The following is a 22,974-nucleotide window of genomic DNA, read 5'->3' on the forward strand; positions in this document are numbered from 1 at the left end:
GTCATCCAAGCGATTCCTCGCCCAGTTCGGCGAGGATGCGGTTGAGATCCTGAATCGTGGCGAAATCGATGTTGATCTGGCCTTTCCGCGAGCCGAGGTTGATGCGCACACGGGTGTTCAGGCGGTCGCCGAGTCGTGCTGCGAGCTCATCGAGGTGTGCACGGCGGGCCCCGGCCTTCGGCGCGGTGCGCGACGTCGCCGGGGCCGCCTTGGCGGCCGCCTCGGCGGCACGCACGGACAGGTCCTCGTTCACGATCTTGTCGGCGAGCCGCTGCATCGCCTCCGGCTCGGCCACCGAGAGGATGGCCCGGGCGTGCCCCGCACTGAGGACGCCGGCAGCCACGCGCTGCTGCACCGGCACCGGAAGCCGCAGGAGTCGGATGGTGTTCGAGATCTGCGGCCGTGACCGTCCGATCCTCGCTGCGAGCTCCTCCTGCGTGATGCCGAAGTCCTCCAGCAGCTGCTGGTATGCGGAGGCCTCTTCCAGCGGATTCAGCTGGGAACGATGCAAGTTCTCCAGGAGCGCATCGCGGAGCAGGTCCTCGTCCGCCGTCTCGCGGAGGATCGCGGGAATCCGCTCCAGTCCCGCTTCGCGCGCGGCGCGGGTGCGCCGCTCGCCCATGATGAGCTCGTAGACCCCGTCGCCACGATCACGGACGACGACCGGCTGTAGGACGCCGAACTCCTTCACGCTGTGCACGAGTTCGGCGAGATCGTCCTCGTCGAAGACCGTCCGCGGCTGACGCGGGTTCGGGACGATGCCGTTCGGATCGAGTTCGATCAGACGCGCACCGGGGACCTGCACGAGTTCTTCGTCCGCGCCCGGCTCCACCTCGTTCGTCTCGACGGGTTCGGCGAGCTTGGGCGGCGCGCCCGGGAAGAAGACGTCGACGGGACGGGCCTCCCCCGAGTCCGAGGTCGTCGGGATCAGTGCGCCGATCCCCCGCCCGAGTCCGGTTCGCTTGGCCATCAGTTCTCCTTCCCGTCTGCCGACACCGCCGGCGACGCTGTTGCCCGCGAGAGCATCTCCACCGCGGCCTCCCGGTACGCGACGGCCCCGGCTGATCCCGGGTCGTACGCGATCACGGTCTGTCCGAAGCTCGGCGCCTCGGAAACCCGCACGGACCGAGGGATGACGGTCCGGAGCACCTGGTCCCCGAAGTGGCCGCGGACCTCGTCCGCCACCTGCTGCGCGAGACGGGTGCGTCCGTCATACATGGTCAGCATGATCGTCGACACCCGGATCGCGGGATTCAGGTGCTTCTGGATCATCTGCACGCTGCCGAGCAGTTGGCTCAGCCCCTCCAGCGCGTAGTACTCGCACTGGATCGGGATGAGCACCTCCTCCGCGGCGGTGAACGCGTTGATCGTGAGCAGTCCGAGCGAGGGCGGGCAGTCGATGAGCACGACGTGCGGCCGTTCCGTCGTATCACGGAGGTAGTCGCGGAGCGCGTGGCGCAGGCGGTGCTCGCGTGCGACCTGCGAGACGAGTTCGATCTCCGCGCCCGCGAGGTGGATGGTGCTGGGCGCACAGGTTAGATTCGGCGACTCGGGACTCTGCTGGACGATGTCGGCGAGCGGGAACTCGTCGATCAGCACGTCGTACACACTCGGAGTGTCTGCAGTGTGCGGGACGCCCAGAGCAGTGGAGGCGTTCCCCTGCGGATCGAGGTCGATGACCAGCACGCGTGCCCCTACGGCAGCGAGCGCGGCGGCGATGTTCACGGTCGTCGTGGTCTTCCCCACGCCGCCCTTCTGATTCGACACCGTGATGACGCGGGTCTGACGCGGCAGTGTGACCTTCACGTCTTCCAGCGCACGGCGCCGTGCGCTCAGATCAGCGATCTCGCGGGCCAGTGGGGTGTCGTCGAAGGCGGTCGCCGTCGTGGCGTCTTCCGAATGTTTCACGTGAAACAGGTCACCTTTCCTCGTCGCCCCGTGTCTCCACTGTAACCGCCACCCCGGACACCTCCCGGGCGCGTTTCACGTGAAACATTCATTCCGTTGCGCGGAACGCCGCGCGGACGACGCGGGTGGGTTCGGCCAGCACGCCGTCACCGACGACCTCCACCCGGACATCCTTCAGCTTGGCGGCGCGAATCTGCTTGGCTGCCTTCTCGATCTCGAGCGGGGCGCTCGCACCCTTGAGCAGGATGAGTTCTCCACCGTCCCGCACCAGCGGCGCGGTCCAAGGGATCAGCGTCCGGAGCGCGGAGACCGCACGCGCGGTGACGGCGTCGAACACCGGGCCACCCGCCCACTCCTCCGCGCGAGCCCGGACCACGGTGACGTTGGTCAGATCGAGTGCGTCCGCCTGCTCCTGCAGCCACAGCGTCCGGCGCTCCATCGGCTCGATGAGCGTCCACTCCACGTCCGGCCGCGCGATGGCGCAGACGAGACCGGGCAGGCCCGCCCCCGACCCGATGTCCGCGACACGTCCGTGGAACAGAGGGGCGATGATCGCGGAATTGAGGACGTGCCGTGTCCAGATGCGCGGCAACTCGTCGGGCCCGATCAGGCCACGGAGCTCACCCTCCCGAGCGAGCGCGTCCGTGTACGCACGTGCTCGCTCGATCCGGTCGCCGAAGAGTTCGACCGCAGCGGCCGGCTCGGGTTCGACGCCCGGTGTTTCACGTGAAACATCCATCACGCGGGACGGATCACCGTGTGACGCTCAGCGCCCTCGCCGTACGACTCGGAGATGAGACCGCGGGCGGAGACGATGTCGTGCACGAGCTTGCGCTCGTACGAGGACATCGGAGGCAGCGACGCCTGCGACGCACCCGCATCCAGCCGCTCGGCGGCGCGATCCACGAGCGTCTCGAGTTCACGGCGCCGGGCGTCACGGGAACCCGCGACGTCGAGGATGAGTCGCGAGAACTGACCGGTGCGGTTCTGAACGGCCAGACGGGTCAGCTCCTGCAAGGCGTTCACCGTGTCCGGGTCGGCCAGCCGGTCGAGGGAATCGTCGTCGGAGGACTGGACCGAGACGTACGCGCGACCGTTGCGCACGTCAAGGTCGAGGTCACCGCCGATGTCGGCGATGTCCAGGAGCCCCTCGATGAAGTCGGCGGCGATGTCGCCTTCGCGCTCGAGTTCGGCCTCGTCGCGGACCGGCTCGACGGCCGCCTGGGTGTCAGGGGTGCTGGTCATCGGTGATCCTTCGGAATCAGGAGTCGGATGCGGGGGCGTCGGGCTTCGCCGCGGGCTTCGGGTCACCGGGCTTCTGCGCCGGCGCCTGCTTGGCGGCCTGCTTCTTCGCGCGCTGCTTCCCCACGGGCTGCTGCCGCTTGGGTGCCGCCTCGCGCTTGCGCTCGGCCTCCTCCAGCAGACGCTGCTGCTCAGCCTGGTACTTCTCCATGGAGATGATCCGGCCCTGGGCGTCGAGTGCCTTGCCACGCTTGGCGAGACGCTCCTCCCGCTGCTTCGCGGCCTCCGAGCCCGGGGTGGGCATGTTCCGGATGACGAGGAACTGCTGGACCATCGTCCACAGGTTGCTGATGAACCAGTAGATGACGACGCCGAGCGGGAAGAACACGCCCGAGAAGATCATGCCCAGCGGGATGATGAAGAGCATGATGCGCTGCATCTGGTACGCCTGGCCGGTCTTGGCCTCGGGCGAGAGGTTCTTCGAGATGATCTGCAGCTGGGTGAAGAACTGCGACGCGATCATGAGGATCACGAGCACGACGAGGATCGTGACGGTGACCTGCCAGCCGTCGGACTGGGTGGAGATCGCGTTCGTGAGGGTCTCGTGCAGGGAGGCGACGCCGAACAGCTTCGCGTTGTAGAACTCGGTGGTCAGTTCCTGATCCAGGAGTCCGACACCACCGGTGCCGGCGATCGCGTGCTTGGACACATCGCTCAGCACCGAGAAGAGCGAGAAGAAGATCGGCATCTGCACGAGGATCGGCAGACAGCCGGAGACCGGCGACGTGCCGTGCTTCTTGTACAGCGCCATCGTCTCGCGGCTCATGGCTTCGCGAGAGAGCTGATCCTTCTTGCCGCGGTACTTCTCCTGGATCTTCTTGAGCTGCGGCGCGATCTCCATCATCTTGCGCTGGCTCTTGATCTGCTTCACGAAGAGCGGCACGAGCGCGGCGCGCACGACGACGACGAGGCCGACGATCGAGAGCACCCAGGTGATGCCCGACGCCGCCGGGAGGCCGAGGAAGGTCCAGATGGCGTGCCACGCGACGAGCACGAGCTCGACGACCCACTTCAGCGGCCAGAGGATCGTGCCGAGCAGGTCGAAACCACCGGAGGATTGCGCGGCGGTGGCCATTACCAGATCCAAGGGATCAGTCCTTTCTGGGGGGCACGACGAACCCGTGCCGGGTCAGCTCGTTGGCGAAGCGCGGATGCTGCGGGGGATCGTCGACGCCACCGGCCGCCCAGGGGTGGCACCGGGCGATCCGTGCCACGGCCAGGGCGGAACCCTTGACCGCACCGTGCTGCTGGATCGCTCCGACGGCGTACGCCGAACACGAGGGATAGTACCGACACACGTCGCCGTACAGATGTGAGATCGTCGAGCGATAGCCGTGCAGCACGGCGAGGGCGGCGTTCCGCGGGAGGAGCGGGATCGCCTCGACCCACGACCGTCCCGACATCCGGGCGTCGCCGAGGGCTGCGGCGGGAAGCGTCGACACGCTCATGCGGCCTTCCGTTCCAAGCACCGGACGACCTCGTGACGAAGGTCGTGGAAGCCGGTGCCGGCGGCACCGGGCAATGCGCGGATCACCACCTGCGTCCCGGGGCGGACGGAGGGCATCGCCTCCGCGCAGATCGCCTTGAGCCGACGGCGCACGGTGTTGCGCACGACGGCCGTGCCGACCTGCTTACTCACGATGAAACCGAAACGCGTCGCGCCCCCGTGCGGGGACGCGACGACGTAGGTGACCGTGTTGGGTCCGGAGCACCGCGCACCACGACGGACGACTGCCTTGTACTCGGCACCGTCGGTCAGTCGATTGGCCCGCGGAAGCACCGGATCGGTCAGGCCGACAGCTCGGTGCGGCCCTTGGCGCGGCGGGCGGCCAGGATGGCGCGGCCGGCGCGGGTGCGCATGCGGGCGCGGAAGCCGTGCTTCTTGGCGCGGCGGCGGTTGTTGGGCTGGAACGTGCGCTTGCTCATGGGATCACTCCGGATCAGATGCCACCGGAACGCTCATACCGGGGCTGGATGGTCTGCCTTGTGCAGGCATAAGTCAACCGACTAAGGCTACGACGACACGCGCGAGAACTCAAACCGGGGCAGGCCAAAGGATCATTATCCACAGCCCGCTCGGCGACCGATCGCGCGACACACCGCTTGAGTTTCCGCGGGGGTTTGCTCTCCAGGGCCGCGCGAACTACCGTTGCTCCGGCGGTTATCCACAGGTCCGGGCCCGATCGCGCCCGACCCCCATGCAGGCGAAAGGCGAATGTCAGTGCACGAGACACCGGACGTCCCTGTCTGGTCGTCGGTGCTGCGCCTGCTCGCAGCGGATGACCGCGTCTCGCCCCAGATGCACGGCTTCCTCAACCTCGCCGTCGCGCAGGGCATCATCAGCGGCATCCTCTATCTGGACGTGCCGAACGAACTCACCGCGGCGCAACTGAGCAAGCGACTGCGGATGCCGATCCTCGAAGCGCTCGCGCAGTGCGACGACGAATCGGTCACGAACTACCGCGTCGTCGTGAACCCGGAGCTGATGGACTCCCACCAGACGGCGCCGATCGCGGTCCAGCAGCTCGATCCGGAGCCCGTCATCGAGTCGCCCGCGCAGAGCATCGCTCCCCCGCCGGCATCCCCGCGCTCCGACACCCGGCTCAACCCGAAGTACACCTTCGACCGGTTCGTCATCGGCCAGTCCAACCGGTTCGCGCACGCCGCGGCCGTCGCCGTCGCGGAAGCCCCGGCCAAGGCGTACAACCCGCTCTTCATCTACGGCGACTCCGGCCTCGGCAAGACACACCTCCTCCACGCCATCGGCGACTACGCGCTGAGCATGTATCCGGGCGTCCGTGTCCGGTACGTCTCGAGCGAGGAGTTCACGAACGACTTCATCAACTCCATCGCGAACAACCGCGGCGCCGCATTCCAGGCCCGGTATCGCGAGGTCGACATCCTCCTCATCGACGACATCCAGTTCCTGCAGGGTCGCGCCGAGACGCAGGAGGCGTTCTTCCACACCTTCAACACGCTGCACGACCACGACAAGCAGGTCGTGATCACCAGCGATGTCCCGCCCCGGTTGCTGACCGGGTTCGAGGACCGCATGCGCAGCCGCTTCGAGTGGGGCCTCATCACCGACGTGCAGGCGCCCGACCTCGAGACGCGTATCGCGATCCTCCGGAAGAAGGCGCAGAACGAACGCCTGCAGATCCCGGACGAGGTGCTCGAGTACATCGCCACGGTGGTCTCCAGCAACATCCGCGAACTTGAGGGTGCGCTCATCCGGGTCTCGGCCTTCGCCAGCCTCAACCGCTCGAGCCTCGACATCTCGCTCGCGCAGACGGTGCTGCGGGACATCGTCGACCAGGACGACGCCAACGTCATCTCGCCGACCGACATCATCTCGGCGACCGCGCAGTACTTCAAGCTGTCGGTCGACGACCTGTACGGCTCCAGCCGGTCGCAGGCCGTCGCCATCGCACGACAGATCGCGATGTACCTGTGCCGCGAGCGGACGAACCTCTCGCTCCCGAAGATCGGCCAGCTCTTCGGCGGCCGCGACCACACCACGGTCATGTACGCGTACAAGAAGATCAGCGACCTCATGAAGGAGCGCCGCTCGATCTACAACCAGGTGACCGAGATCACCTCGCAGCTCGGCCGCGCCGGCCGCTGACGCCGCGCACACCCCGTTCGAGCGCCGCCCTCCGGGGCGGCGCTTCTTCGTGCACCCGGGACGACCCCTCGACCTGCCCGACGAGGTCCCGCACATGCCCGAATTCGTCCTTGACACGCCCGGGCATGCTCGCCAATATCTGCTTCTGCACAGTGTGGACAACTTGTGGATAACTGTGAATCGTCGGCCCGGATCTGTGAACGAACGGTGGACGACACGTGAAAACCCGCGAGACGACGGGCCTTCACAAGAATTCTTGTCACCATCGCATCCGCAGCCCGTCCACAAGTCACAAGTTTGTAGTTCCCAGTCGCGACAAGCTCTCCACCGAGTTGTCCACAGTTTCCACAGCTGTTAACACCATGACAAATCTCTTCATCGAATCGGGACATCCGATCACCAGCACGCTCGAGGCGATGCCGCGCTGCGTCGCCGACGACTGCCGGACTAGCATGGGAGACCCCAGCCCGACGACGAGGGAGAGTCCGTGAGATTCCAGGTCAACCGCGATGTGTTCAGCGACGCGGTGTCGTTCGTTGTCAAGCTGCTCCCCCAGCGCAACCCGCAGCCGATCCTCGCCGGCGTGCTCATCGAGGCCTCGGATGCCGAACTCTCGCTGTCGGCGTTCGACTACGAGGCGTCCGCCCGCACCACGATCGAGGCGACCGTCGACGAGCCGGGCACGATCCTGGTCCACGGCCGGCTCCTGTCGGACATCGCGAGCCGACTGCCGAACGCCCCGATCGAGATCGCGGTCGACGACGACGGCATCGTCCTGACCTGCGGCTCCGCCCGGTTCACGCTCTCGTCGATGCCGGTCGAGGAATATCCCGCGATCCCCGAGGTCACCGGCGAGTCCGGTCTCGTCCCCGCCGAGGTCTTCGCGACCGCGATCGCGCAGGTCGCGTTCGCCGCATCGCGTGACGACGTCACCCCGGTACTCACCGGCGTGCAGCTCGAGGTCACCGGCAACCGCCTCAGCCTCGTCGCCACCGACCGCTACCGGGTCGCGCTCCGTGAGATCCCGTGGGACGGCGGTGCAGCCGTCACCGAAGAGGCGACCGCGCTCGTCCCGGCTCGGACCCTGCAGGAGGTCGGCAAGACCTTCGCGCACGGCGAGAACATCTCGATCGCGTTCTCCGGTTCCGGCGACCGCGAGATCATCGCGTTCAGCTCGGGCAACAAGACCGTGACGTCGTTGCTCATCAAGGGCAACTTCCCCCCGGTCAGGCGCCTTTTCCCGGAACAGACCGAGCACCACGCCGTGGTCAACACCGCGGAGCTCATCGAGGCGGTCCGGCGCGTGTCGCTCGTGCTCGACCGTTCCGCGCCGCTGCGGTTCACCTTCGGCGTGGACAGCGTCGCGATGGAGGCCTCCGGCACGGAGCAGGCACGCGCGACCGAGTCGGTCGACGCCACGCTGACGGGCGAGGAGGTCACCCTCGGCCTCAACCCGCAGTACCTTCTCGAGTCGCTCTCCGCGGTGCGCAGCGAGTTCAGCCGCATCACGTTCACCTCGAGCGAGAACGCGAACAAGCTCAGCCCGATCCTGGTCACCCCGCAGACCTCGATCGACAAGGGTGGCGAGGACTCGTTCAAGTACCTGTTGCAGCCGAACCTGCTGCTGCGCTGATCCGTCCGACGCCGTCGGACGTTCCGGGTAGTGTGACGCGGTGATCGTGGAGCAGCTGAGTCTCGTCGACTTCCGCAACTACACCACGGCCGACGTCTCGCTCGCGGCCGGCGCCAACCTCTTCGTCGGCAGCAACGGGCAGGGCAAGACGAACCTCGCCGAGGCCATCGCGTACTTCGCGACCCTCGGGTCGCACCGGGTCTCGGCCGACGCCCCGCTGGTCCGTGCCGGCGCGGAGAGCGCCTTCCTCCGGGCGAGGCTCGCGCACGGCGAGCGTCGCGTCGTGCTCGAGATCCAGATCGCGAAGCAGGGATCGAACAAGGCACGCGTGGGCGGTTCGCCGGTGCGCACGGCCGAACTCCCCCGCTACGCGCAGGTGGTGCTGTTCGCCCCGGAGGATCTGCAGATCGTCCGCGGCGACCCGTCCGCCCGCCGCCGGTTCGTCGACCAGCTGCTCGTGCAGCGGCTGCCCCGGATGGCCGGTGTTCTCGGCGACTACGACCGGGTCCTCCGGCAGCGGACCGCGCTGCTGAAGTCGGCGCGCGCCCGGGGCGTGAAGGGCGCCCAGCTGTCGACCCTCGACGTGTGGGACGACAAGCTGGTCGCCCTCGGGTCGCAGATCATCGACGCCCGCGCCGCCCTCACCACCGAACTCCACGCCCCGCTCACCGAGGCGTACGCCGCGATCGCCGGCGCCGACCACCGGCCCGAACTCGAATGGGCGAGCTCGATCCACGGCATCGACCCCGAAGAGGATGCGGTCGACCTCCCCGCCGCGGGGACGGTCCCCACGGCCGACCTCTTCCGCACCGCCCTGGCGGCGAAGCGGGCGACCGAGCTCGACCGCGGGCTCACCCTCGTGGGGCCGCACCGCGACGACCTGCTCATCCGCATCCGTTCGCTCCCCGTGAAGGGGTACGCCTCGCACGGTGAATCCTGGTCGGTCGCCCTCGCGCTCCGGCTCGCGTCCGCGCAGCTGCTGCGTGCGGAGTCGCTCATCGGCGACCCGATCGTGATCCTCGACGACGTCTTCGCCGAGCTCGACGCCGATCGACGCAGCCGGCTCGCCGGCCTCGTCGGCGACTTCGAGCAGGTCATCGTCACGGCCGCGGTCGAGGCCGACGTGCCCGACGGACTCCGCGGTCGCACGGTCAGGGTCGCCGCCGGCACCATCCGGAGCGTCGACGATGACTGACGAGCAGCTCCCCGAGACGCTCACCACGTATCTGCGGTTGCGCGGTCTCGAGCCGACGATGCACCGCAAGCGGCGCCGGAGGCGGGTCGACGAGGACGACGAGAACGCACCGTTCGCACCCGGACGTGACCCGAAGGGACTCGCCGACGTCCTGGGATCGTGGACGAAGCAGGCCGGCTGGGAACCGCAGCTCGCCCGCGAAGACCTCGTCCGCCAGTGGTCGGAGGTCGCCGGCGAGGACACCGCGGCGCACACGCGGCCGGTCGCGCTGGAACGCGGCATCCTCACGATCCAGTGCGATTCGACCGCGTGGGCGAAGCAGCTGAAGCTCATGCGTGCACAGATCGTCACCCGCATCGGGCAGCGGTACCCGGAGGCCGGGGTGGAGGACGTACGTTTCGTCGGCCCGGACGTCCCTTCCTGGAAATGGGGCCCGAGAGCCGTTCCAGGGCGCGGTCCGCGGGATACCTACGGCTGAGCCATGTCCGCCGGTGGCCGTGTCCGTTTCGTGACGCCACACGGGCGTACAGAGCCCGGAGAGAGCCTCCGGTTGATAGGATGAACGGGTCCATACACTGATCCGGAGCGTTCGAGACCTATGACGACTGAAAACCCCGCTGACGTTCCGGAAAACGGTACCCGTCCCGAACGGAACGACTACGGGGCCGACGCCATCCAGGTGCTCGAGGGGCTCGAGGCGGTCCGCAAGCGCCCGGGCATGTACATCGGCAGCACCGGCCCCCGGGGTCTCCACCACCTGGTGTACGAGATCGTGGACAACTCGGTCGACGAGGCGCTGGCCGGATACTGCGACACGATCCAGGTGACGATCCTCGCCGACGGCGGCGTGCGCGTCGTCGACAACGGTCGCGGCATCCCGGTGGACATCCACAAGACCGAGGGCAAGTCCACGGTCGAGGTCGTGCTCACCGTCCTCCACGCCGGCGGCAAGTTCGGCGGCGGCGGGTATGCGGTCTCCGGCGGTCTGCACGGCGTCGGCTCGTCCGTCGTGAACGCGCTCTCCACGCGCCTCGAGGTCGAGGTACACCGGCAGGGCTCGGTGTGGCGGCAGTCGTACCGCAACGGCGGCGTGCCCCAGGCGCCCCTCGCGCAGGGCGAGGACAGCGAGGTCACCGGCACCACCATCACCTTCTGGCCGGACCCCGAGATCTTCGAGACCGTCGAGTTCGACTACGACACCCTGCGCACGCGGTTCCAGCAGATGGCGTTCCTGAACAAGGGCCTGCGCATCACCCTCCGCGACGAGCGCGAGGACCGCGCCGTCGACCAGGAGGTCGACGGGCAGCTCGTCACGGCGCAGCCGCACGACGAGTTCCTGTACCAGCGCGGCCTCGTCGACTACGTCGAGTACCTCAACCGGGTGCGCAAGAGCGAGCCGGTGCACACCGAGATCATCGACTTCGAGTCCGAGGACACCGAGCGCAAGATCGCGCTCGAGATCGCGATGCAGTGGACGACGGCGTACACCGAGAACGTCTTCACCTACGCGAACACCATCAACACGCACGAGGGCGGCACGCACGAGGAGGGGTTCCGTGCGGCGCTCACGACCCTCGTGAACAAGTACGCCCGCGCGAACAACCTGCTCAAGGAGAAGGACGACAACCTCTCCGGCGAGGACGTGCGCGAAGGCCTCACCGCGGTCATCTCGGTGAAGCTGTCCGAGCCCCAGTTCGAGGGGCAGACCAAGACGAAGCTCGGCAACACCGAGGCGAAGGCGTTCGTGCAGAAGGTCGTCGGCGACCGGCTCGGCGACTGGTTCGACCGCAACCCGCAGCAGGCGAAGGCGATCATCCGCAAGTCGATCGACGCCGCATCCGCCCGTCTCGCGGCCCGGAAGGCGCGCGAGACCGCGCGCCGCAAGAGCGTCTTCGAGTCCGCGTCGATGCCGGACAAGCTCAAGGACTGCACCAGCAAGGACCCGTCGATCAGCGAGATCTTCCTGGTGGAGGGTGACTCGGCCGGCGGCTCCGCCGTGCAGGGCCGCGACCCGCACACCCAGGCGATCCTGGCCCTGCGCGGCAAGATCCTGAACGTCGAGCGCGCCCGGCTCGACCGCGCCCTCGGCAACAACGAGATCCAGGCGATGATCCAGGCCTTCGGCACGGGCATCGGCGAGGACTTCGACATCAGCAAGGCGCGGTACCACAAGATCGTGCTCATGGCGGATGCCGACGTCGACGGCCAGCACATCACGACGCTGCTGCTGACGCTGCTGTTCCGCTACATGCGCGGGCTCATCGAGGCCGGCTTCGTGTACCTGGCGCAGCCGCCGCTGTACCGCCTGAAGTGGTCGAACTCCCCGCACGAGTACGTGTACTCCGACCGCGAGCGCGACGCGCTGCTCGCCGACGGGCTCGCGAACGGCAAGCGGATCCCCAAGGACAACGGCATCCAGCGCTACAAGGGTCTCGGTGAGATGAACCCCAAGGAGCTGTGGGAGACCACGATGGACGCCACGACCCGCACGCTGCTGCAGGTCACGATCGACGACGCCGCCGCGGCCGACGAGATCTTCTCCACCCTGATGGGCGAGGACGTCGAGTCCCGCCGGCACTTCATCCAGCGCAACGCCAAAGACGTGCGCTTCCTGGACATCTGATCGCGGCGCGACGAGAGAACTGAGTATTCATGGCTGACGAAGAACGCCCCGACACCGCGCCCGAGCACAACCACGGCAGGATCGACCAGGTCGACCTGCAGTCGGAGATGCAGCGCAGCTACCTCGACTACGCGATGAGCGTCATCGTCGGGCGTGCGCTGCCCGACGTCCGCGACGGGCTGAAGCCGGTGCACCGCCGTGTGATCTACGGCATGTACGACGGCGGGTTCCGCCCCGACAAGTCGTTCTCGAAGTGCGCCCGCGTCGTGGGCGAGGTCATGGGTCAGTACCACCCGCACGGTGACGCGCCGATCTACGACGCCCTCGTGCGCCTGGTCCAGCCGTGGTCGCTGCGGTACCCGCTCGCGCTCGGCCAGGGCAACTTCGGCTCGCCCGGCAACCAGGGTGCGGCAGCCCCCCGGTACACCGAGACGAAGATGGCTCCCCTCGCGCTCGAGATGGTGCGCGACATCGAAGAGGAAACCGTCGACTTCCAGGACAACTACGACGGCCAGACCCAGGAACCGACCGTCCTGCCGGCGCGGTTCCCGAACCTGCTGGTCAACGGCTCGGTGGGCATCGCGGTCGGCATGGCCACCAACATCCCGCCGCACAACCTCCGCGAGGTCGCGGACGGCGCGCTGTGGGCGCTCGACCACCCCGACGCGACCCCCGAGGAGCTGCAGGAGGCGCTGCTCCAGCGGATCAAGGGCCCCGACTTCCCGACCGGTGCGCAGATCCTCGGCACCCGCGGCATCATCGACGCGTACCGCACGGGCCGCGGCTCGATCACGATGCGCGCGGTCGTGAACATCGAGGAGATCCAGGGCCGCACGTGCCTGGTCATCACCGAGCTCCCGTACCAGGTGAACCCCGACAACGTCGCGGTGAAGATCCGCGACCTGGCGCGCGACGGCAAGATCAGCGGCATCGCCGACATCCGCGACGAGACCAGCGACCGGACCGGTCAGCGCCTGGTCGTCGTGCTGAAGCGGGATGCCGTCGCGAAGGTCGTGCTGAACAACCTGTACAAGCACACCCAGCTGCAGGAGAACTTCGGCGCGAACATGCTCGCGATCGTCGACGGGGTGCCGCGCACCCTGCCGATCGACGGCTTCATCGCCCACTGGGTCACCCACCAGATCGACGTCATCGTGCGCCGCACCACCTTCCGCCTGCGGAAGGCGGAGGAGCGCATGCACATCCTGCGCGCGTACCTGAAGGCGCTCGACGCGCTGGACGAGGTCATCGCGCTCATCCGCCGCTCCCCCACCGTCGACGAGGCGCGCAGCGGGCTGAAGTCGCTGCTCGACATCGACGACGTGCAGGCCGACGCGATCCTCGCGATGCAGCTGCGCCGTCTCGCCGCGCTCGAGCGTCAGAAGATCATCGACGAGGCGACCGAGCTCGAGGCGCAGATCACCGACTTCAAGGACATCCTCGCCACCCCGGCGCGCCAGCGCGCGATCGTGCGCGACGAGCTCACCGAGATCGTCGAGAAGTTCGGCGACGAGCGGCGCACCGAGATCCTGCTCGGCTTCGACGGCGACATGTCGGTCGAGGACCTCATCCCCGAGGAGGAGATGGTCATCACCATCACCCGCGAGGGATACATCAAGCGCACCCGCAGCGACAACTACCGCTCGCAGCACCGCGGCGGCAAGGGTGTGAAGGGCGCGCAGCTGCGTGCCGACGACGTGGTGGAGCACTTCTTCGTCACGACGACCCACCACTGGCTCCTGTTCTTCACGAACAAGGGCCGGGTCTACCGCGCGAAGGGCTACGAGGTCCCGGAGGCCGGCCGCGACGCGAAGGGCCAGCACGTGGCGAACCTGCTCGCCCTGCAGCCCGAGGAGCAGGTCGCGCAGATCCTCGACATCCGCGACTACTCCGCCGCGTCCTACCTCGTGCTCGCCACCCGTGGCGGGCTGGTGAAGAAGACCCGCCTCACCGAGTACGACACCAACCGTCAGGGCGGCGTCATCGCGATCAAACTGCGCGAGGAAGACGAGCTCGTCGGTGCCCTGCTGGTCGACGAGGACGACGACATCCTCCTCATCAGCCGTCACGGCATGTCGCTCCGGTTCACCGCGACCGACGAGTCGCTCCGCCCGATGGGCCGGTCGACCGAGGGTGTGAAAGGCATGTCGTTCCGACAGAACGACAGCCTGTTGTCGGCGTCGGTCGTCCGCAACGAGGGGTACGTGTTCGTCGTGACCGAGGGCGGCTACGCCAAGCGCACCGCGGTCGACCAGTACCGCATCCAGGGCCGCGGCGGTCTGGGCATCAAGGTGGCCAAACTGACCGACGACCGGGGCGACCTCGCGGGCGGTCTGATCGTCTCCGAGGACGACGAGGTCTTGGTGGTTCTCGCCAGCGGCAAGGTGGTACGCTCTGCCGTGGCCGAGGTGCCGGCGAAGGGCCGCGACACCATGGGAGTCGTGTTCGCACGACCTGACGACGACGACCGGATCATCGCCATCGCCCGCAACGGAGAGCGTGGCCTCGCCGAGACGGCCGAGGAGGCCACCGCGGAGGGCGCCGGCGAGAACACCCCCGACGAAAGTACTGACGCATGAGCACGGTAGCCGACAAGCTCGCCAAGAAGTCCGCCAGCAAGACCAGTGCGAAGCAGGTGCGCCTGCGCCTGGTGTACATCGACTTCTGGTCGGCGGTGAAGCTGTCGTTCCTCGCGGCGGTCGCCCTCGCGATCGTCACGGTGGTGGCGTACTTCCTCGTCTACATGGTCGTCCAGGCGACGGGCCTCATCACCAAGGCCGACGAGTTCTTCCAGTCCTTCACCGACGGCAGCCTGTCGCTGTCGCAGTTCATCGGGCTGCCGCAGGTGATGGCGTTCGCGGCGGTCGTCGCGATCCTCAACCTCGTGGTCGTGACCGTGATGGGCGCGGTCGTGGCCGGCATCTACAACCTGGCCGTGAAGATCACGGGCGGTCTGCTGGTGGGCTTCACCAGCAACTGACCGCTCGATTCGAGAAATCCTCGAGACTCCGGTAAAGTTTTCGAGGTTGGTCGACGGAAGTCGGCCGAAGACGGGGCTATAGCTCAGGCGGTTAGAGCGCTTCACTGATAATGAAGAGGTCCCAGGTTCAAGTCCTGGTAGCCCCACAAAAAACGCCCCGGGGCCTTAGCTCAGTTGGTAGAGCGCCTGCTTTGCAAGCAGGATGTCAGGAGTTCGAATCTCCTAGGCTCCACCAGTTCGAAGAAGGACCGTCCAACAGGACGGTCCTTCTTCGTTTCCCGACGCCCCACCCACACGACTCGACGACGAGGAAGCACATGGCCCGGCGGTTGACCGATGACGAAGTCCGGCGGATGCGCGCCGAGTACGCGGCCGGCGCGACGCAGCGCGCACTGGCCGACGCATACGGCGTCGCGCAGAACACGGTGTCCGCCATCGTCACCGGACGCAACCGCTCGGACGCCGGCGGCCCGATCGCACCGGGTGCCGTCGCGAAGCCTGCGTCCGGCGCTCGTCCGCGGGCCGCGAAGGACACCGCGCCGCGCGCACGGCCGCTCTCGACCGAGCAGGTCGAGGAGATCCTGTCGCGATCGGCGGCGGGCGACTCCCGCGCCGAGCTGGCCGCCGCCTTCGGCGTCTCGGTGTGGACCATCGACTCCGTGCGCCGTGGCGCGACGAAGGGAGCCGACCGGAAGCGCGAGACCGGCTTCGCCGACGAGGATGTCCGAATGATGCGGCGTGCGTACGCCGAGGGTGCGACGCAGACCGAGCTGGCGGCGAAGTACGGCACCAGCCAGCAAGTGGTGAGCAACATCGTGCGCGGCCGGACCTACGGTGGCTCCGGTGGTCCGATCGCCGAGGCGGACGAGGCGTGACCGACGCGGGCGCGGGGCCGCCGCATCCGTGGCATCACCGATTCGCGGCACCGGGTGCTCGCGTCGCCGGATAGCATCGCGGGATGGACCTGCGCGTGGCCGCCTACGGTGTGATCCTCGACGACGAGGACCGGATGCTGCTCGCACACTGGAGCGAAGGGCGTCACCGCGCCTGGACGCTCCCCGGCGGGGGCCTGGAAGCGGGCGAGGATCCGCAGGACGCCGTGCGGCGCGAGATCGAGGAGGAGACCGGCTACGTCGCGGAAGTCGGCGAACTCCTCGGCATCCACTCCCGCGTCATCCCGGCGGCCCGCCGGATCGCGGACAGCGACGTGCCGTTGCACACGCTCCGCATCGTCTACCGGGCGCGGGTGATCGGCGGTGACCTGCGCGACGAGGTGGGCGGCTCGACCGACGAGGCCGGCTGGTTCAGCCTGGACCAGATGCGGTCGCTGCGCCGCGGCAAGCTCATCGACATCGCCCGCACCTGGGCGGGGCTGCCGCCGGTCCCGCGCCGCTGAGTCAGTTCAGGGGCTGACTGATGTCGGCGACCGTGGCCTGGAGCGCCGTGAGCAACTCGTCCGCGTCGACGAAGAGGCTGTACCCGTGCGCGCCGGCGCCCATCGCGATCCGTCGCCCGCAGATCGACTCGTCCGCAAAGACCGGCCATGCCGTCGTGCTGCCGAGCGGCACGATCGTGCCGCGTTCGTAGCCGGTCGCCGCGAGCGCGCGTTCGGGGTCGGGCAGCTGCAGTTTGTTCACGCCGACGACGCTGCGCAGCTTCGGCCACGCGATCCCGCGGTCGCCCGGGACGAGTGCGAACAGGTAGGTGTCGTCGCTGCGCTTCACCACGAGCGTCTTCACGATGTCCGCAGGACGGATGCCGAGCAGCCGCGCCGCATCGGGGAGGTTCGCGGCCTCGGGGCGCTCACGGATCTCCACGGAAAGACCGAGAGCGGATGCGGCACGCCGCACCCGCTCCGTCGGATCGCCGTCGGCGATCGAGAGGTCTTCCGGATTCACGCGTCCGGTGCGCGCAGCGGGTCGTCCGCGACCCACAGCTCGTCGTCCGCGCGCAGGGTCTGCCACGCCGCGTAGAGCACGCCGGCGGCGGCGATCCCGCCGAGGATGAGGGCGATGACGCCGCCGGCGCCCATGCCCTTCTTCTTCGGCTCGAGCTGGGCGAGCTTCGCGGACAGCTGCTTCGTGGTCTGCTTGCCGTACTTCGCGGCCTTCTTCTGGTACGCCGCAGCGTTCGGCAGGGCGAACCCCTTGCCCGCGGAGAGGCGCGAACGGGTGTCGTTCGCCGCATCCCACACCGAGAGCGCGCTGCCCACGACGGCGCCGGCGGCCGGGATGACGGCGTCGTTCAGGACGCGCTTGGAGGCGGACACGCCACGGGAGACGTACGGCTCGGCGTAACGGTGGTAGCCGTCCTGGACCGCCGGCAGCACCGTCTCGCGGTTGTAGTTCCCGAGCTGGCGTCCCGCTTCACGCGCGACGTCCGCCGCCTCGCCGACGAGGACCTGCTGCGACTCCCAGATCTTGTTGGCCTGGGTCTGGAGCTTGCGCAGCTCCTTCTTGCGCTTGCGGCTGAGACTCACGAGGGTTCCCCCTATCAGTGGGTGGGTCGGTCACCCCATACTGCCAGAGCGGGGGCGCCGGCACAGCCGGGGTTGCAGGGAACTCTGCGAGAATGTAGCCATGGTCACTCCCACCGCCGTAGCAACGATCCACACCAACCACGGCGACGTCGTCGTCAACCTGTTCGGCGACCACGCGCCGCGCACCGTGCAGAACTTCGTCGGCCTCGCCGACGGCACCGGATCGTGGACCGACCCCGCGACGGGCAAGCCCGGTGAGGGCCCGCTCTACCAGGACGTCATCTTCCACCGCATCATCCCCGGCTTCATGATCCAGGGCGGCGACCCGCTCGGCCAGGGCACCGGTGGCCCCGGCTACACCTTCAACGACGAGATTCACCCGGAGCTCACGTTCCAGAAGCCCTACCTGCTCGCCATGGCGAACGCGGGTCTGCGCCGCAACGCCATCACCGGCGCGGTCGAGGGCACGAACGGGTCGCAGTTCTTCATCACGACCGACCCGACCCCGTGGCTGCAGGGCAAGCACACGATCTTCGGCGAGGTCGCCGACGACGCCTCGCGCAAGGTGGTCGACGCCATCGCCGCCGTGCCCACCGGTGCCGCCGACCGTCCGATCGAGCCCGTCGTCATCTCCTCGATCGACATCGCCGCGGCCTGAGCCGTGACGAGCCCTGAGTTCACGCGCAACCGCGACAACTTCTGCTACCGGCACCCCGACCGGCAGAGCTTCGTGCTCTGCCAGCGGTGCCTGCGGACGATCTGCCCGGAATGCCAGACCCAGGGCGCGGTCGGGGTCATCTGTCCCGACTGCATGGCCGAGCAGCGCCGTGACACGTCCCCGGCCCAGCGACGCGCGGAGCGTCGCTGGGGCCGGGGTCCGGCACCGACCGCGGTGCGCACGGGCCGACCGGTGGTCACCTACGCGATCATCGGCGTGACGCTCGCCGCGTACGTCCTCTCGCTCATCCCCGGCGTGCCGGTCGTGCAGTGGTTCGCCTTCAACGGGCTGTTCCTCTATCCCCAGTACAGCGGTGCGTTCGAGCCGTGGCGGATGCTGACCGGTGCGCTCGTGCACTCGTCGTTGTGGCACGTCGGCCTCAACATGCTGTCCCTGTGGATGATCGGCCGCATCCTGGAGCCCCTGCTCGGTCGCGGGAGGTTCCTCGCGCTGTACCTCATCGGCGCCTTCGGCGGCGCGGTCGGGGTGACGCTCCTCGACCTCGGCACCTGGGTGGTCGGAGCGTCGGGCGCGATCTTCGGCCTCTTCGGCGCACTCGTCATCATCGCCCGTCACCTGGGCGCGAATCTCGCCGGGATCCTCGTGATCCTGGGGATCAACCTCGCCATCGGGTTCATCCCCGGCATGGGGATCTCGTGGCAGGCGCACGTCGGCGGACTCGTCGCCGGCGCGCTGGCCGGACTCATCTTCGCGCGGACGCGCCGACGCGATCAGCGGACGCTGCAGTTCGTGCTGCTCGGTGCGCTCGTCGTGGTGCTGGCGCTGCTGCTGCTCATCCCACCGGCCGTCTGGGGCTGAAGTTATCCACAGCCCCGTCCACAGGTGGGGATGAGTTACACCGGTGTAGTTCCTGTGATCCTCAGCGCCAGCGAGTGGTCATCAGGAAGCCGATGAAGGCGATGCCGAAGCCGATGACGAGGTTCCAGGCGTCGATGCCGGGGATCGGGAACTGCATGTTGCTCAGGTAGAAGACGAGCACCCACACGAGGCCCACGACCATGAGGCCGATCATGATGGGCAGGAACCACACGGGGTTCGGGGCTTTGTCGCCGGCCTCCGGGGTCTCGTCTGCCTTGTCGGTGCGTGCCATGCCGCAATCCTACCTGTGAGCCCCTCTGGGCCGCGATCGCTACAATCCCCATCGTGACCGACGCCCCGATCCCACCGACCAGGCGTACCCGTCGACGTCGACGGCGTACCAGCGTCGTCGGCGTGTTCGGAGAGCTGCTCATCACCTTCGGCATGGTCGCGCTCCTCTATGTGGCGTGGCAGCTGTGGATCGGCGACATCATCTACGCGAACGAACGCGCGGCCGAGGCACGCACCCTGTCCGAGCAGTGGCAGGAGCAGTACGAGGAGTCCACGGTCGAGACCGACGAGCCCCCGACCGAGGCTGCGGAGCCCGCGGCGATCGACATCCCGGTGCTCCCGGAGGCGGCCGACGGCGAGGTGTTCGGCACCATGTACATCCCGCGGTTCGGCTCCGACTACGCGATGCCCATCGCCGGCGGCGTCTCGCGCGCGCGGACGCTCGACCCGATCGGCATCGGGCACTACCCGGGCACGCCCATGCCGGGTGCGGAGGGCAACGTGTCGCTCGCCGGGCACCGGACGACGTTCGGCAAGCCGTTCAACCTCATCGCGAACCTCCGCATCGGCGACGCCGTGGTGATCGAGACACCCGACGGCTGGTACACCTACCGCTTCCGCACGCTGGAATACGTGAAACCGGACGCCGGCGACGTGCTCCTGCCCGTCCCCCGTCAGCCCGGCGCCGCGGTGAACGGCAGCTACCTGACGCTCACCAGCTGCAGCCCGATGTACGCCATGACCGAGCGGATCATCGCGTACAACGTCTTCGAGGGGTTCACCCCGCGAGCGGACGGGCCGCCCGCATCCCTTCAGGAGGCCACCTGATGTACGCCGCGCTCTGGCGCATCCTCCCCGGCCCGTGGTGGCTGCGGGTGTTCATCCTCCTCGTGCTGCTCGCGGTCGTGGTGTGGGCGCTGTTCACCTACGTCTACCCGTGGGTGTCGACCTTCCTGAACCCGCAGGAAGTCACGGTCGAATGAGCCGCGCCGTCCGCGTGCTCATGGTCGACAACCACGACAGTTTCGTGCACACCCTCGTCGGCTATCTCGTCGAGCTCGGCGCCCACGTCGACCTGCGCGAGGCCGACGAACTGGATCCGGATGCGGTCGCCGACCTGGTGTCGGAGTACGACGGCGTCGTCGTCTCCCCCGGGCCCGGTCGTCCCGAGTCCGCCGGCGCATCCGTCGCCGTCGTGCGCGGCGCGGCGCGGGCGCGGACCCCGCTCCTCGGCGTCTGCCTCGGTCATCAGGCGGTGGCCGTCGCGTTCGGCGCGTCGGTGACCGGTGCATCCTCGCTCATGCACGGCATGACCTCCGAGGTCGAGCACGACGGGTCGGCGCTCTTCTCCGGCATCCCGTCGCCCTTCACCGCCGGCCGGTACCACTCGCTCGTCGTCCCCCGGGAGACCCTCCCGGAGGACGTCGAGGTGACGGCGGCGACGGCGGACGGCACCGTCATGGCACTCGCCCACCGGGACCTGCCGATCACCGCCGTGCAGTTCCACCCCGAGAGCGTGCTCACCGACGGTGGTTATCGCATGCTCGGCAACTGGCTCGAATCGGTGGGGCAGCCGGGCGCGGCCGTCCGCGGTGCGACGCTGTCGCCGCACCGTGGCGCGGTCAGCCCGAGCACACCGTCAGCGTGATCTCCGAGCGGATCTGCACCTCGCCCGGTGCCACCGACATCGCACCCACCGTGGGCGGGTTCGTGGCCGTGCAGTTCGGGTCCTCCGCCGTGAGCACCTGCAGGCCGATCGCCTGCAGGTCGCGGGTCGCCGCATCCAGCGTGTAGCCGGTCACGTCGTTCAGCACGACCTTGCCGCTGGCCACCTTGAGGTTCACGGTGGTCCCCACGGGCACCTCGTCGCCCGTGTTCAGGGGACCGGTGGCCGTGTCGGTCGAGAGCACCGTCCCGGCGCTGATCTGGGGGTCGTTCACCGGGGTGATGGTGCCGACGACGAGTCCGGCGGCGTTGATCGCGTCACGTGCGGCCTGTTCGGACACCCCGATGATGGCGGGCATGAGGACCGTCTCGCGTCCGGCGGAGACGAGGATCGTGACGGTCGCGCCCTTGGCCACCGCGGTGCCGCCGGCGGGATCGGTACCGACGACGTTCCCCGCGGCGATCTGGTCGTCCGTGACCTCCTTGCGCTCCGGCACGAGGTCGGCCTCCTGGATGAGCAGCGCGGCGCGGTCGTAGGTCATGGTCGCCACCTCGGGGACCGTCCGCGACTCGTCCGCGACCTGCGCGCCGCTGCGGATGGAGAGCACCCAGAAGAGCACCGAGATCAGCAGGACGGCGAGCACCGCGACACCTGCCCAGATCCAGGCCGCCGGGGGGCCGGCCTGGGTGCGCTTCATCGTGGAGTCGGCGGAGAGCTGGCGGAGCGTGCGGGCCGTCTCGGCGGCCTGCCGCGGGTTCGGGCCGTACAGCTCGCTCGTCAGCGCGCCGAGCTGCCGCTTCGTCGGCGCCTTGCCGCTGAGCCCCGCGCCGAGCGCCTCACGGAACGACGCCGCATCCTGATAGCGCTGGAACGGGTCCTTCGCGAGGGCCCGCAGCACGACCGCGTCGAGACCGCGCGGAAGATCCTCCACCAGTTCGGACGGCGGGAGCGGTGCCTCGCTGACGTGCTGGTAGGCGACGGCGACCGGGGTGTCGCCGCGGAACGGCTGCCGACCGGTGAGGAGCTCGTAGAGCACCACCCCGGCGGAGTAGAGGTCGGCACGGGCGTCGACCGGTTCGCCCTTGGCCTGTTCCGGCGAGAAGTACGCCGCGGTGCCGAGGATGGTGGTGGTCTCGGCGACGGTCGACGACGAATCGGACACCGCGCGGGCGATCCCGAAGTCCATGACCTTCACCTGGCCGGCGGCGGTGACCATGACGTTGCCGGGCTTGATGTCGCGGTGGACGACACCGGCACGGTGGGAGTAGTCGAGCGCCTCCAGGATGCCGTCGACGTAGCGCACGGCATCCTCGACCGGCACCGGGCCCTCGGTGACGAGGTCCTTCAGGAGCGTGCCCTCGACGAGTTCCATGACGATGTAGGGGACCGGGTGGTCCACACCGTCCGGGGTCGTCTCGACGTCCTCGCCGGCGTCGTAGACGCGCACGATCGTCGGGTGCGCCATCCGCGACGCGGCCTGCGCCTCGAGGCGGAAGCGGGTGCGGAACGTGGCGTCCTCGGCCAGCTCACGCTTGAGCAGCTTCAGCGCGACGTCGCGACCGAGGGTCGTGTCGTAGCCCCGGTACACGCTCGCCATCCCGCCACGGCCGATGAGCGCATCGACCCGGTATCGGCCCGCGAGGACGCGCGGAACATCTGTCACGGTGACTCCCTGGGTGCAACGGCTCCCAGCCTAACCGACGGCGACCGGCGAACCCTGGACGCGGATCGAGGT

General features: G+C 68.5%; 26 protein-coding genes and 2 tRNA genes. 16 read left to right on the forward strand and 12 right to left on the reverse strand.

The genetic code is table 11. The features are described from left to right. Position 1: 1 nt before the first annotated feature. The 8 genes from ACWAUO_RS10780 to rpmH form a co-directional block, all read right to left on the reverse strand. Positions 2-970: a ParB/RepB/Spo0J family partition protein gene (locus ACWAUO_RS10780; protein WP_460775336.1), complete on the reverse strand. Its 969-nt coding sequence runs from the start codon at positions 968-970 to the stop codon at positions 2-4. Beyond that, the gene (locus ACWAUO_RS10785) at positions 970-1,908 is read right to left on the reverse strand and encodes a ParA family protein (protein ID WP_460775338.1); all 939 of its coding nucleotides are present in this window, start codon (positions 1,906-1,908) and stop codon (positions 970-972) included. Before ACWAUO_RS10785 ends, ACWAUO_RS10780 begins: the two co-directional genes overlap by 1 nt. An 88-nt stretch (positions 1,909-1,996) precedes the next feature. Beyond that, on the reverse strand, positions 1,997-2,647 hold the full coding sequence (gene rsmG / locus ACWAUO_RS10790) for a 16S rRNA (guanine(527)-N(7))-methyltransferase RsmG (protein WP_460775339.1): 651 nt from the start codon (positions 2,645-2,647) through the stop codon (positions 1,997-1,999). After that, positions 2,647-3,153 carry a Jag family protein gene (locus ACWAUO_RS10795; protein WP_460775340.1) on the reverse strand — a complete coding sequence of 169 codons (507 nt, stop codon included), beginning with the start codon at positions 3,151-3,153 and terminating at the stop codon, positions 2,647-2,649. Before ACWAUO_RS10795 ends, rsmG begins: the two co-directional genes overlap by 1 nt. 16 nt (positions 3,154-3,169) lie before the next feature. Further along, positions 3,170-4,285 carry a membrane protein insertase YidC gene (gene yidC, locus ACWAUO_RS10800; RefSeq protein ID WP_460775342.1) on the reverse strand — a complete coding sequence of 372 codons (1,116 nt, stop codon included), beginning with the start codon at positions 4,283-4,285 and terminating at the stop codon, positions 3,170-3,172. Positions 4,286-4,301: 16 nt separating this feature from the next. After that, positions 4,302-4,652, reverse strand: coding sequence for a membrane protein insertion efficiency factor YidD (gene yidD / locus ACWAUO_RS10805; protein WP_460775787.1), 351 nt, complete (start codon positions 4,650-4,652; stop codon positions 4,302-4,304). Between the two features lie 2 nt (positions 4,653-4,654). Then, complete coding sequence (gene rnpA, locus ACWAUO_RS10810) at positions 4,655-4,990, reverse strand: ribonuclease P protein component (RefSeq protein ID WP_460775343.1); 336 nt, start codon at positions 4,988-4,990, stop codon at positions 4,655-4,657. An 8-nt stretch (positions 4,991-4,998) separates the two neighbouring features. Next, positions 4,999-5,136, reverse strand: coding sequence for a 50S ribosomal protein L34 (gene rpmH, locus ACWAUO_RS10815; protein WP_058724833.1), 138 nt, complete (start codon positions 5,134-5,136; stop codon positions 4,999-5,001). Positions 5,137-5,425: 289 nt separating this feature from the next. On the opposite strand from rpmH, the gene dnaA reads away from it, so the two are divergent. The 11 genes from dnaA to ACWAUO_RS10870 all read left to right on the forward strand — a co-directional run bounded on the left by dnaA (position 5,426) and on the right by ACWAUO_RS10870 (position 16,662). Then, complete coding sequence (gene dnaA / locus ACWAUO_RS10820) at positions 5,426-6,835, forward strand: chromosomal replication initiator protein DnaA (RefSeq protein WP_460775345.1); 1,410 nt, start codon at positions 5,426-5,428, stop codon at positions 6,833-6,835. Between the two features lie 487 nt (positions 6,836-7,322). Further along, on the forward strand, positions 7,323-8,468 hold the full coding sequence (gene dnaN / locus ACWAUO_RS10825) for a DNA polymerase III subunit beta (protein WP_460775346.1): 1,146 nt from the start codon (positions 7,323-7,325) through the stop codon (positions 8,466-8,468). A gap of 40 nt (positions 8,469-8,508) precedes the next feature. Then, entirely contained in the window at positions 8,509-9,663 is a 1,155-nt protein-coding gene (gene recF / locus ACWAUO_RS10830; RefSeq protein ID WP_460775348.1) for a DNA replication/repair protein RecF, read from the forward strand. Next, the gene (locus tag ACWAUO_RS10835; RefSeq protein ID WP_460775349.1) at positions 9,656-10,141 is read left to right on the forward strand and encodes a DciA family protein; all 486 of its coding nucleotides are present in this window, start codon (positions 9,656-9,658) and stop codon (positions 10,139-10,141) included. Before recF ends, ACWAUO_RS10835 begins: the two co-directional genes overlap by 8 nt. Before the next feature lie 120 nt (positions 10,142-10,261). After that, on the forward strand, positions 10,262-12,286 hold the full coding sequence (gene gyrB / locus ACWAUO_RS10840) for a DNA topoisomerase (ATP-hydrolyzing) subunit B (RefSeq protein ID WP_460775351.1): 2,025 nt from the start codon (positions 10,262-10,264) through the stop codon (positions 12,284-12,286). 29 nt (positions 12,287-12,315) lie between these two features. After that, a complete protein-coding gene (gene gyrA, locus ACWAUO_RS10845; RefSeq protein WP_460775352.1) occupies positions 12,316-14,865 on the forward strand; it encodes a DNA gyrase subunit A in 2,550 nt (849 codons plus the stop codon). Next, positions 14,862-15,266 carry a DUF3566 domain-containing protein gene (locus tag ACWAUO_RS10850; RefSeq protein ID WP_460775354.1) on the forward strand — a complete coding sequence of 135 codons (405 nt, stop codon included), beginning with the start codon at positions 14,862-14,864 and terminating at the stop codon, positions 15,264-15,266. The genes gyrA and ACWAUO_RS10850 overlap by 4 nt, the downstream gene beginning before the upstream one ends. Before the next feature lie 72 nt (positions 15,267-15,338). After that, positions 15,339-15,412, forward strand: a tRNA-Ile gene (locus ACWAUO_RS10855). Between the two features lie 13 nt (positions 15,413-15,425). Beyond that, positions 15,426-15,501: transfer RNA gene (locus ACWAUO_RS10860), tRNA-Ala, on the forward strand. Between the two features lie 94 nt (positions 15,502-15,595). Beyond that, positions 15,596-16,141 carry a hypothetical protein gene (locus tag ACWAUO_RS10865; protein ID WP_460775355.1) on the forward strand — a complete coding sequence of 182 codons (546 nt, stop codon included), beginning with the start codon at positions 15,596-15,598 and terminating at the stop codon, positions 16,139-16,141. A gap of 83 nt (positions 16,142-16,224) precedes the next feature. Next, positions 16,225-16,662 carry an NUDIX hydrolase gene (locus tag ACWAUO_RS10870; protein ID WP_460775357.1) on the forward strand — a complete coding sequence of 146 codons (438 nt, stop codon included), beginning with the start codon at positions 16,225-16,227 and terminating at the stop codon, positions 16,660-16,662. A 1-nt stretch (position 16,663) separates the two neighbouring features. Here the strand turns inward: ACWAUO_RS10870 and ACWAUO_RS10875 are convergent, their stop codons facing one another. Beyond that, on the reverse strand, positions 16,664-17,164 hold the full coding sequence (locus tag ACWAUO_RS10875) for an aminoacyl-tRNA deacylase (RefSeq protein WP_460775358.1): 501 nt from the start codon (positions 17,162-17,164) through the stop codon (positions 16,664-16,666). Next, positions 17,161-17,745 (reverse strand): DNA helicase, encoded by a 585-nt coding sequence (locus tag ACWAUO_RS10880; RefSeq protein WP_460775359.1) that lies wholly within the window; start codon positions 17,743-17,745, stop codon positions 17,161-17,163. The genes ACWAUO_RS10875 and ACWAUO_RS10880 overlap by 4 nt, the downstream gene beginning before the upstream one ends. A 100-nt stretch (positions 17,746-17,845) precedes the next feature. On the opposite strand from ACWAUO_RS10880, the gene ACWAUO_RS10885 reads away from it, so the two are divergent. Both ACWAUO_RS10885 and ACWAUO_RS10890 read left to right on the forward strand, forming a co-directional pair. After that, the gene (locus ACWAUO_RS10885; protein WP_460775361.1) at positions 17,846-18,403 is read left to right on the forward strand and encodes a peptidylprolyl isomerase; all 558 of its coding nucleotides are present in this window, start codon (positions 17,846-17,848) and stop codon (positions 18,401-18,403) included. 3 nt (positions 18,404-18,406) lie between these two features. After that, a complete protein-coding gene (locus tag ACWAUO_RS10890; protein WP_460775362.1) occupies positions 18,407-19,282 on the forward strand; it encodes a rhomboid family intramembrane serine protease in 876 nt (291 codons plus the stop codon). A gap of 61 nt (positions 19,283-19,343) precedes the next feature. On the opposite strand, the gene ACWAUO_RS10895 is transcribed toward ACWAUO_RS10890, so the two are convergent. Next, a complete protein-coding gene (locus ACWAUO_RS10895; protein WP_460775364.1) occupies positions 19,344-19,574 on the reverse strand; it encodes a cell division protein CrgA in 231 nt (76 codons plus the stop codon). Positions 19,575-19,627: 53 nt separating this feature from the next. Between ACWAUO_RS10895 and ACWAUO_RS10900 the strand changes: the two genes are divergently transcribed. Genes ACWAUO_RS10900 through ACWAUO_RS10910 form a run of 3 tightly spaced genes read left to right on the forward strand, consistent with a single transcriptional unit; the run spans position 19,628 to position 21,221 of the window. After that, positions 19,628-20,401: a class E sortase gene (locus ACWAUO_RS10900; protein ID WP_460775365.1), complete on the forward strand. Its 774-nt coding sequence runs from the start codon at positions 19,628-19,630 to the stop codon at positions 20,399-20,401. Beyond that, positions 20,401-20,556 (forward strand): hypothetical protein, encoded by a 156-nt coding sequence (locus ACWAUO_RS10905; RefSeq protein WP_460775367.1) that lies wholly within the window; start codon positions 20,401-20,403, stop codon positions 20,554-20,556. The genes ACWAUO_RS10900 and ACWAUO_RS10905 overlap by 1 nt, the downstream gene beginning before the upstream one ends. Further along, positions 20,553-21,221, forward strand: coding sequence for an anthranilate synthase component II (locus ACWAUO_RS10910; protein WP_460775369.1), 669 nt, complete (start codon positions 20,553-20,555; stop codon positions 21,219-21,221). Before ACWAUO_RS10905 ends, ACWAUO_RS10910 begins: the two co-directional genes overlap by 4 nt. On the opposite strand, the gene pknB is transcribed toward ACWAUO_RS10910, so the two are convergent. Continuing rightward, entirely contained in the window at positions 21,196-22,902 is a 1,707-nt protein-coding gene (gene pknB, locus ACWAUO_RS10915) for a Stk1 family PASTA domain-containing Ser/Thr kinase (RefSeq protein ID WP_460775370.1), read from the reverse strand. The two genes, ACWAUO_RS10910 and pknB, sit on opposite strands and share 26 nt — an antisense overlap. Positions 22,903-22,974: the final 72 nt, after the last annotated feature.

Source organism: Microbacterium sp. GXF7504 (assembly GCF_054798235.1).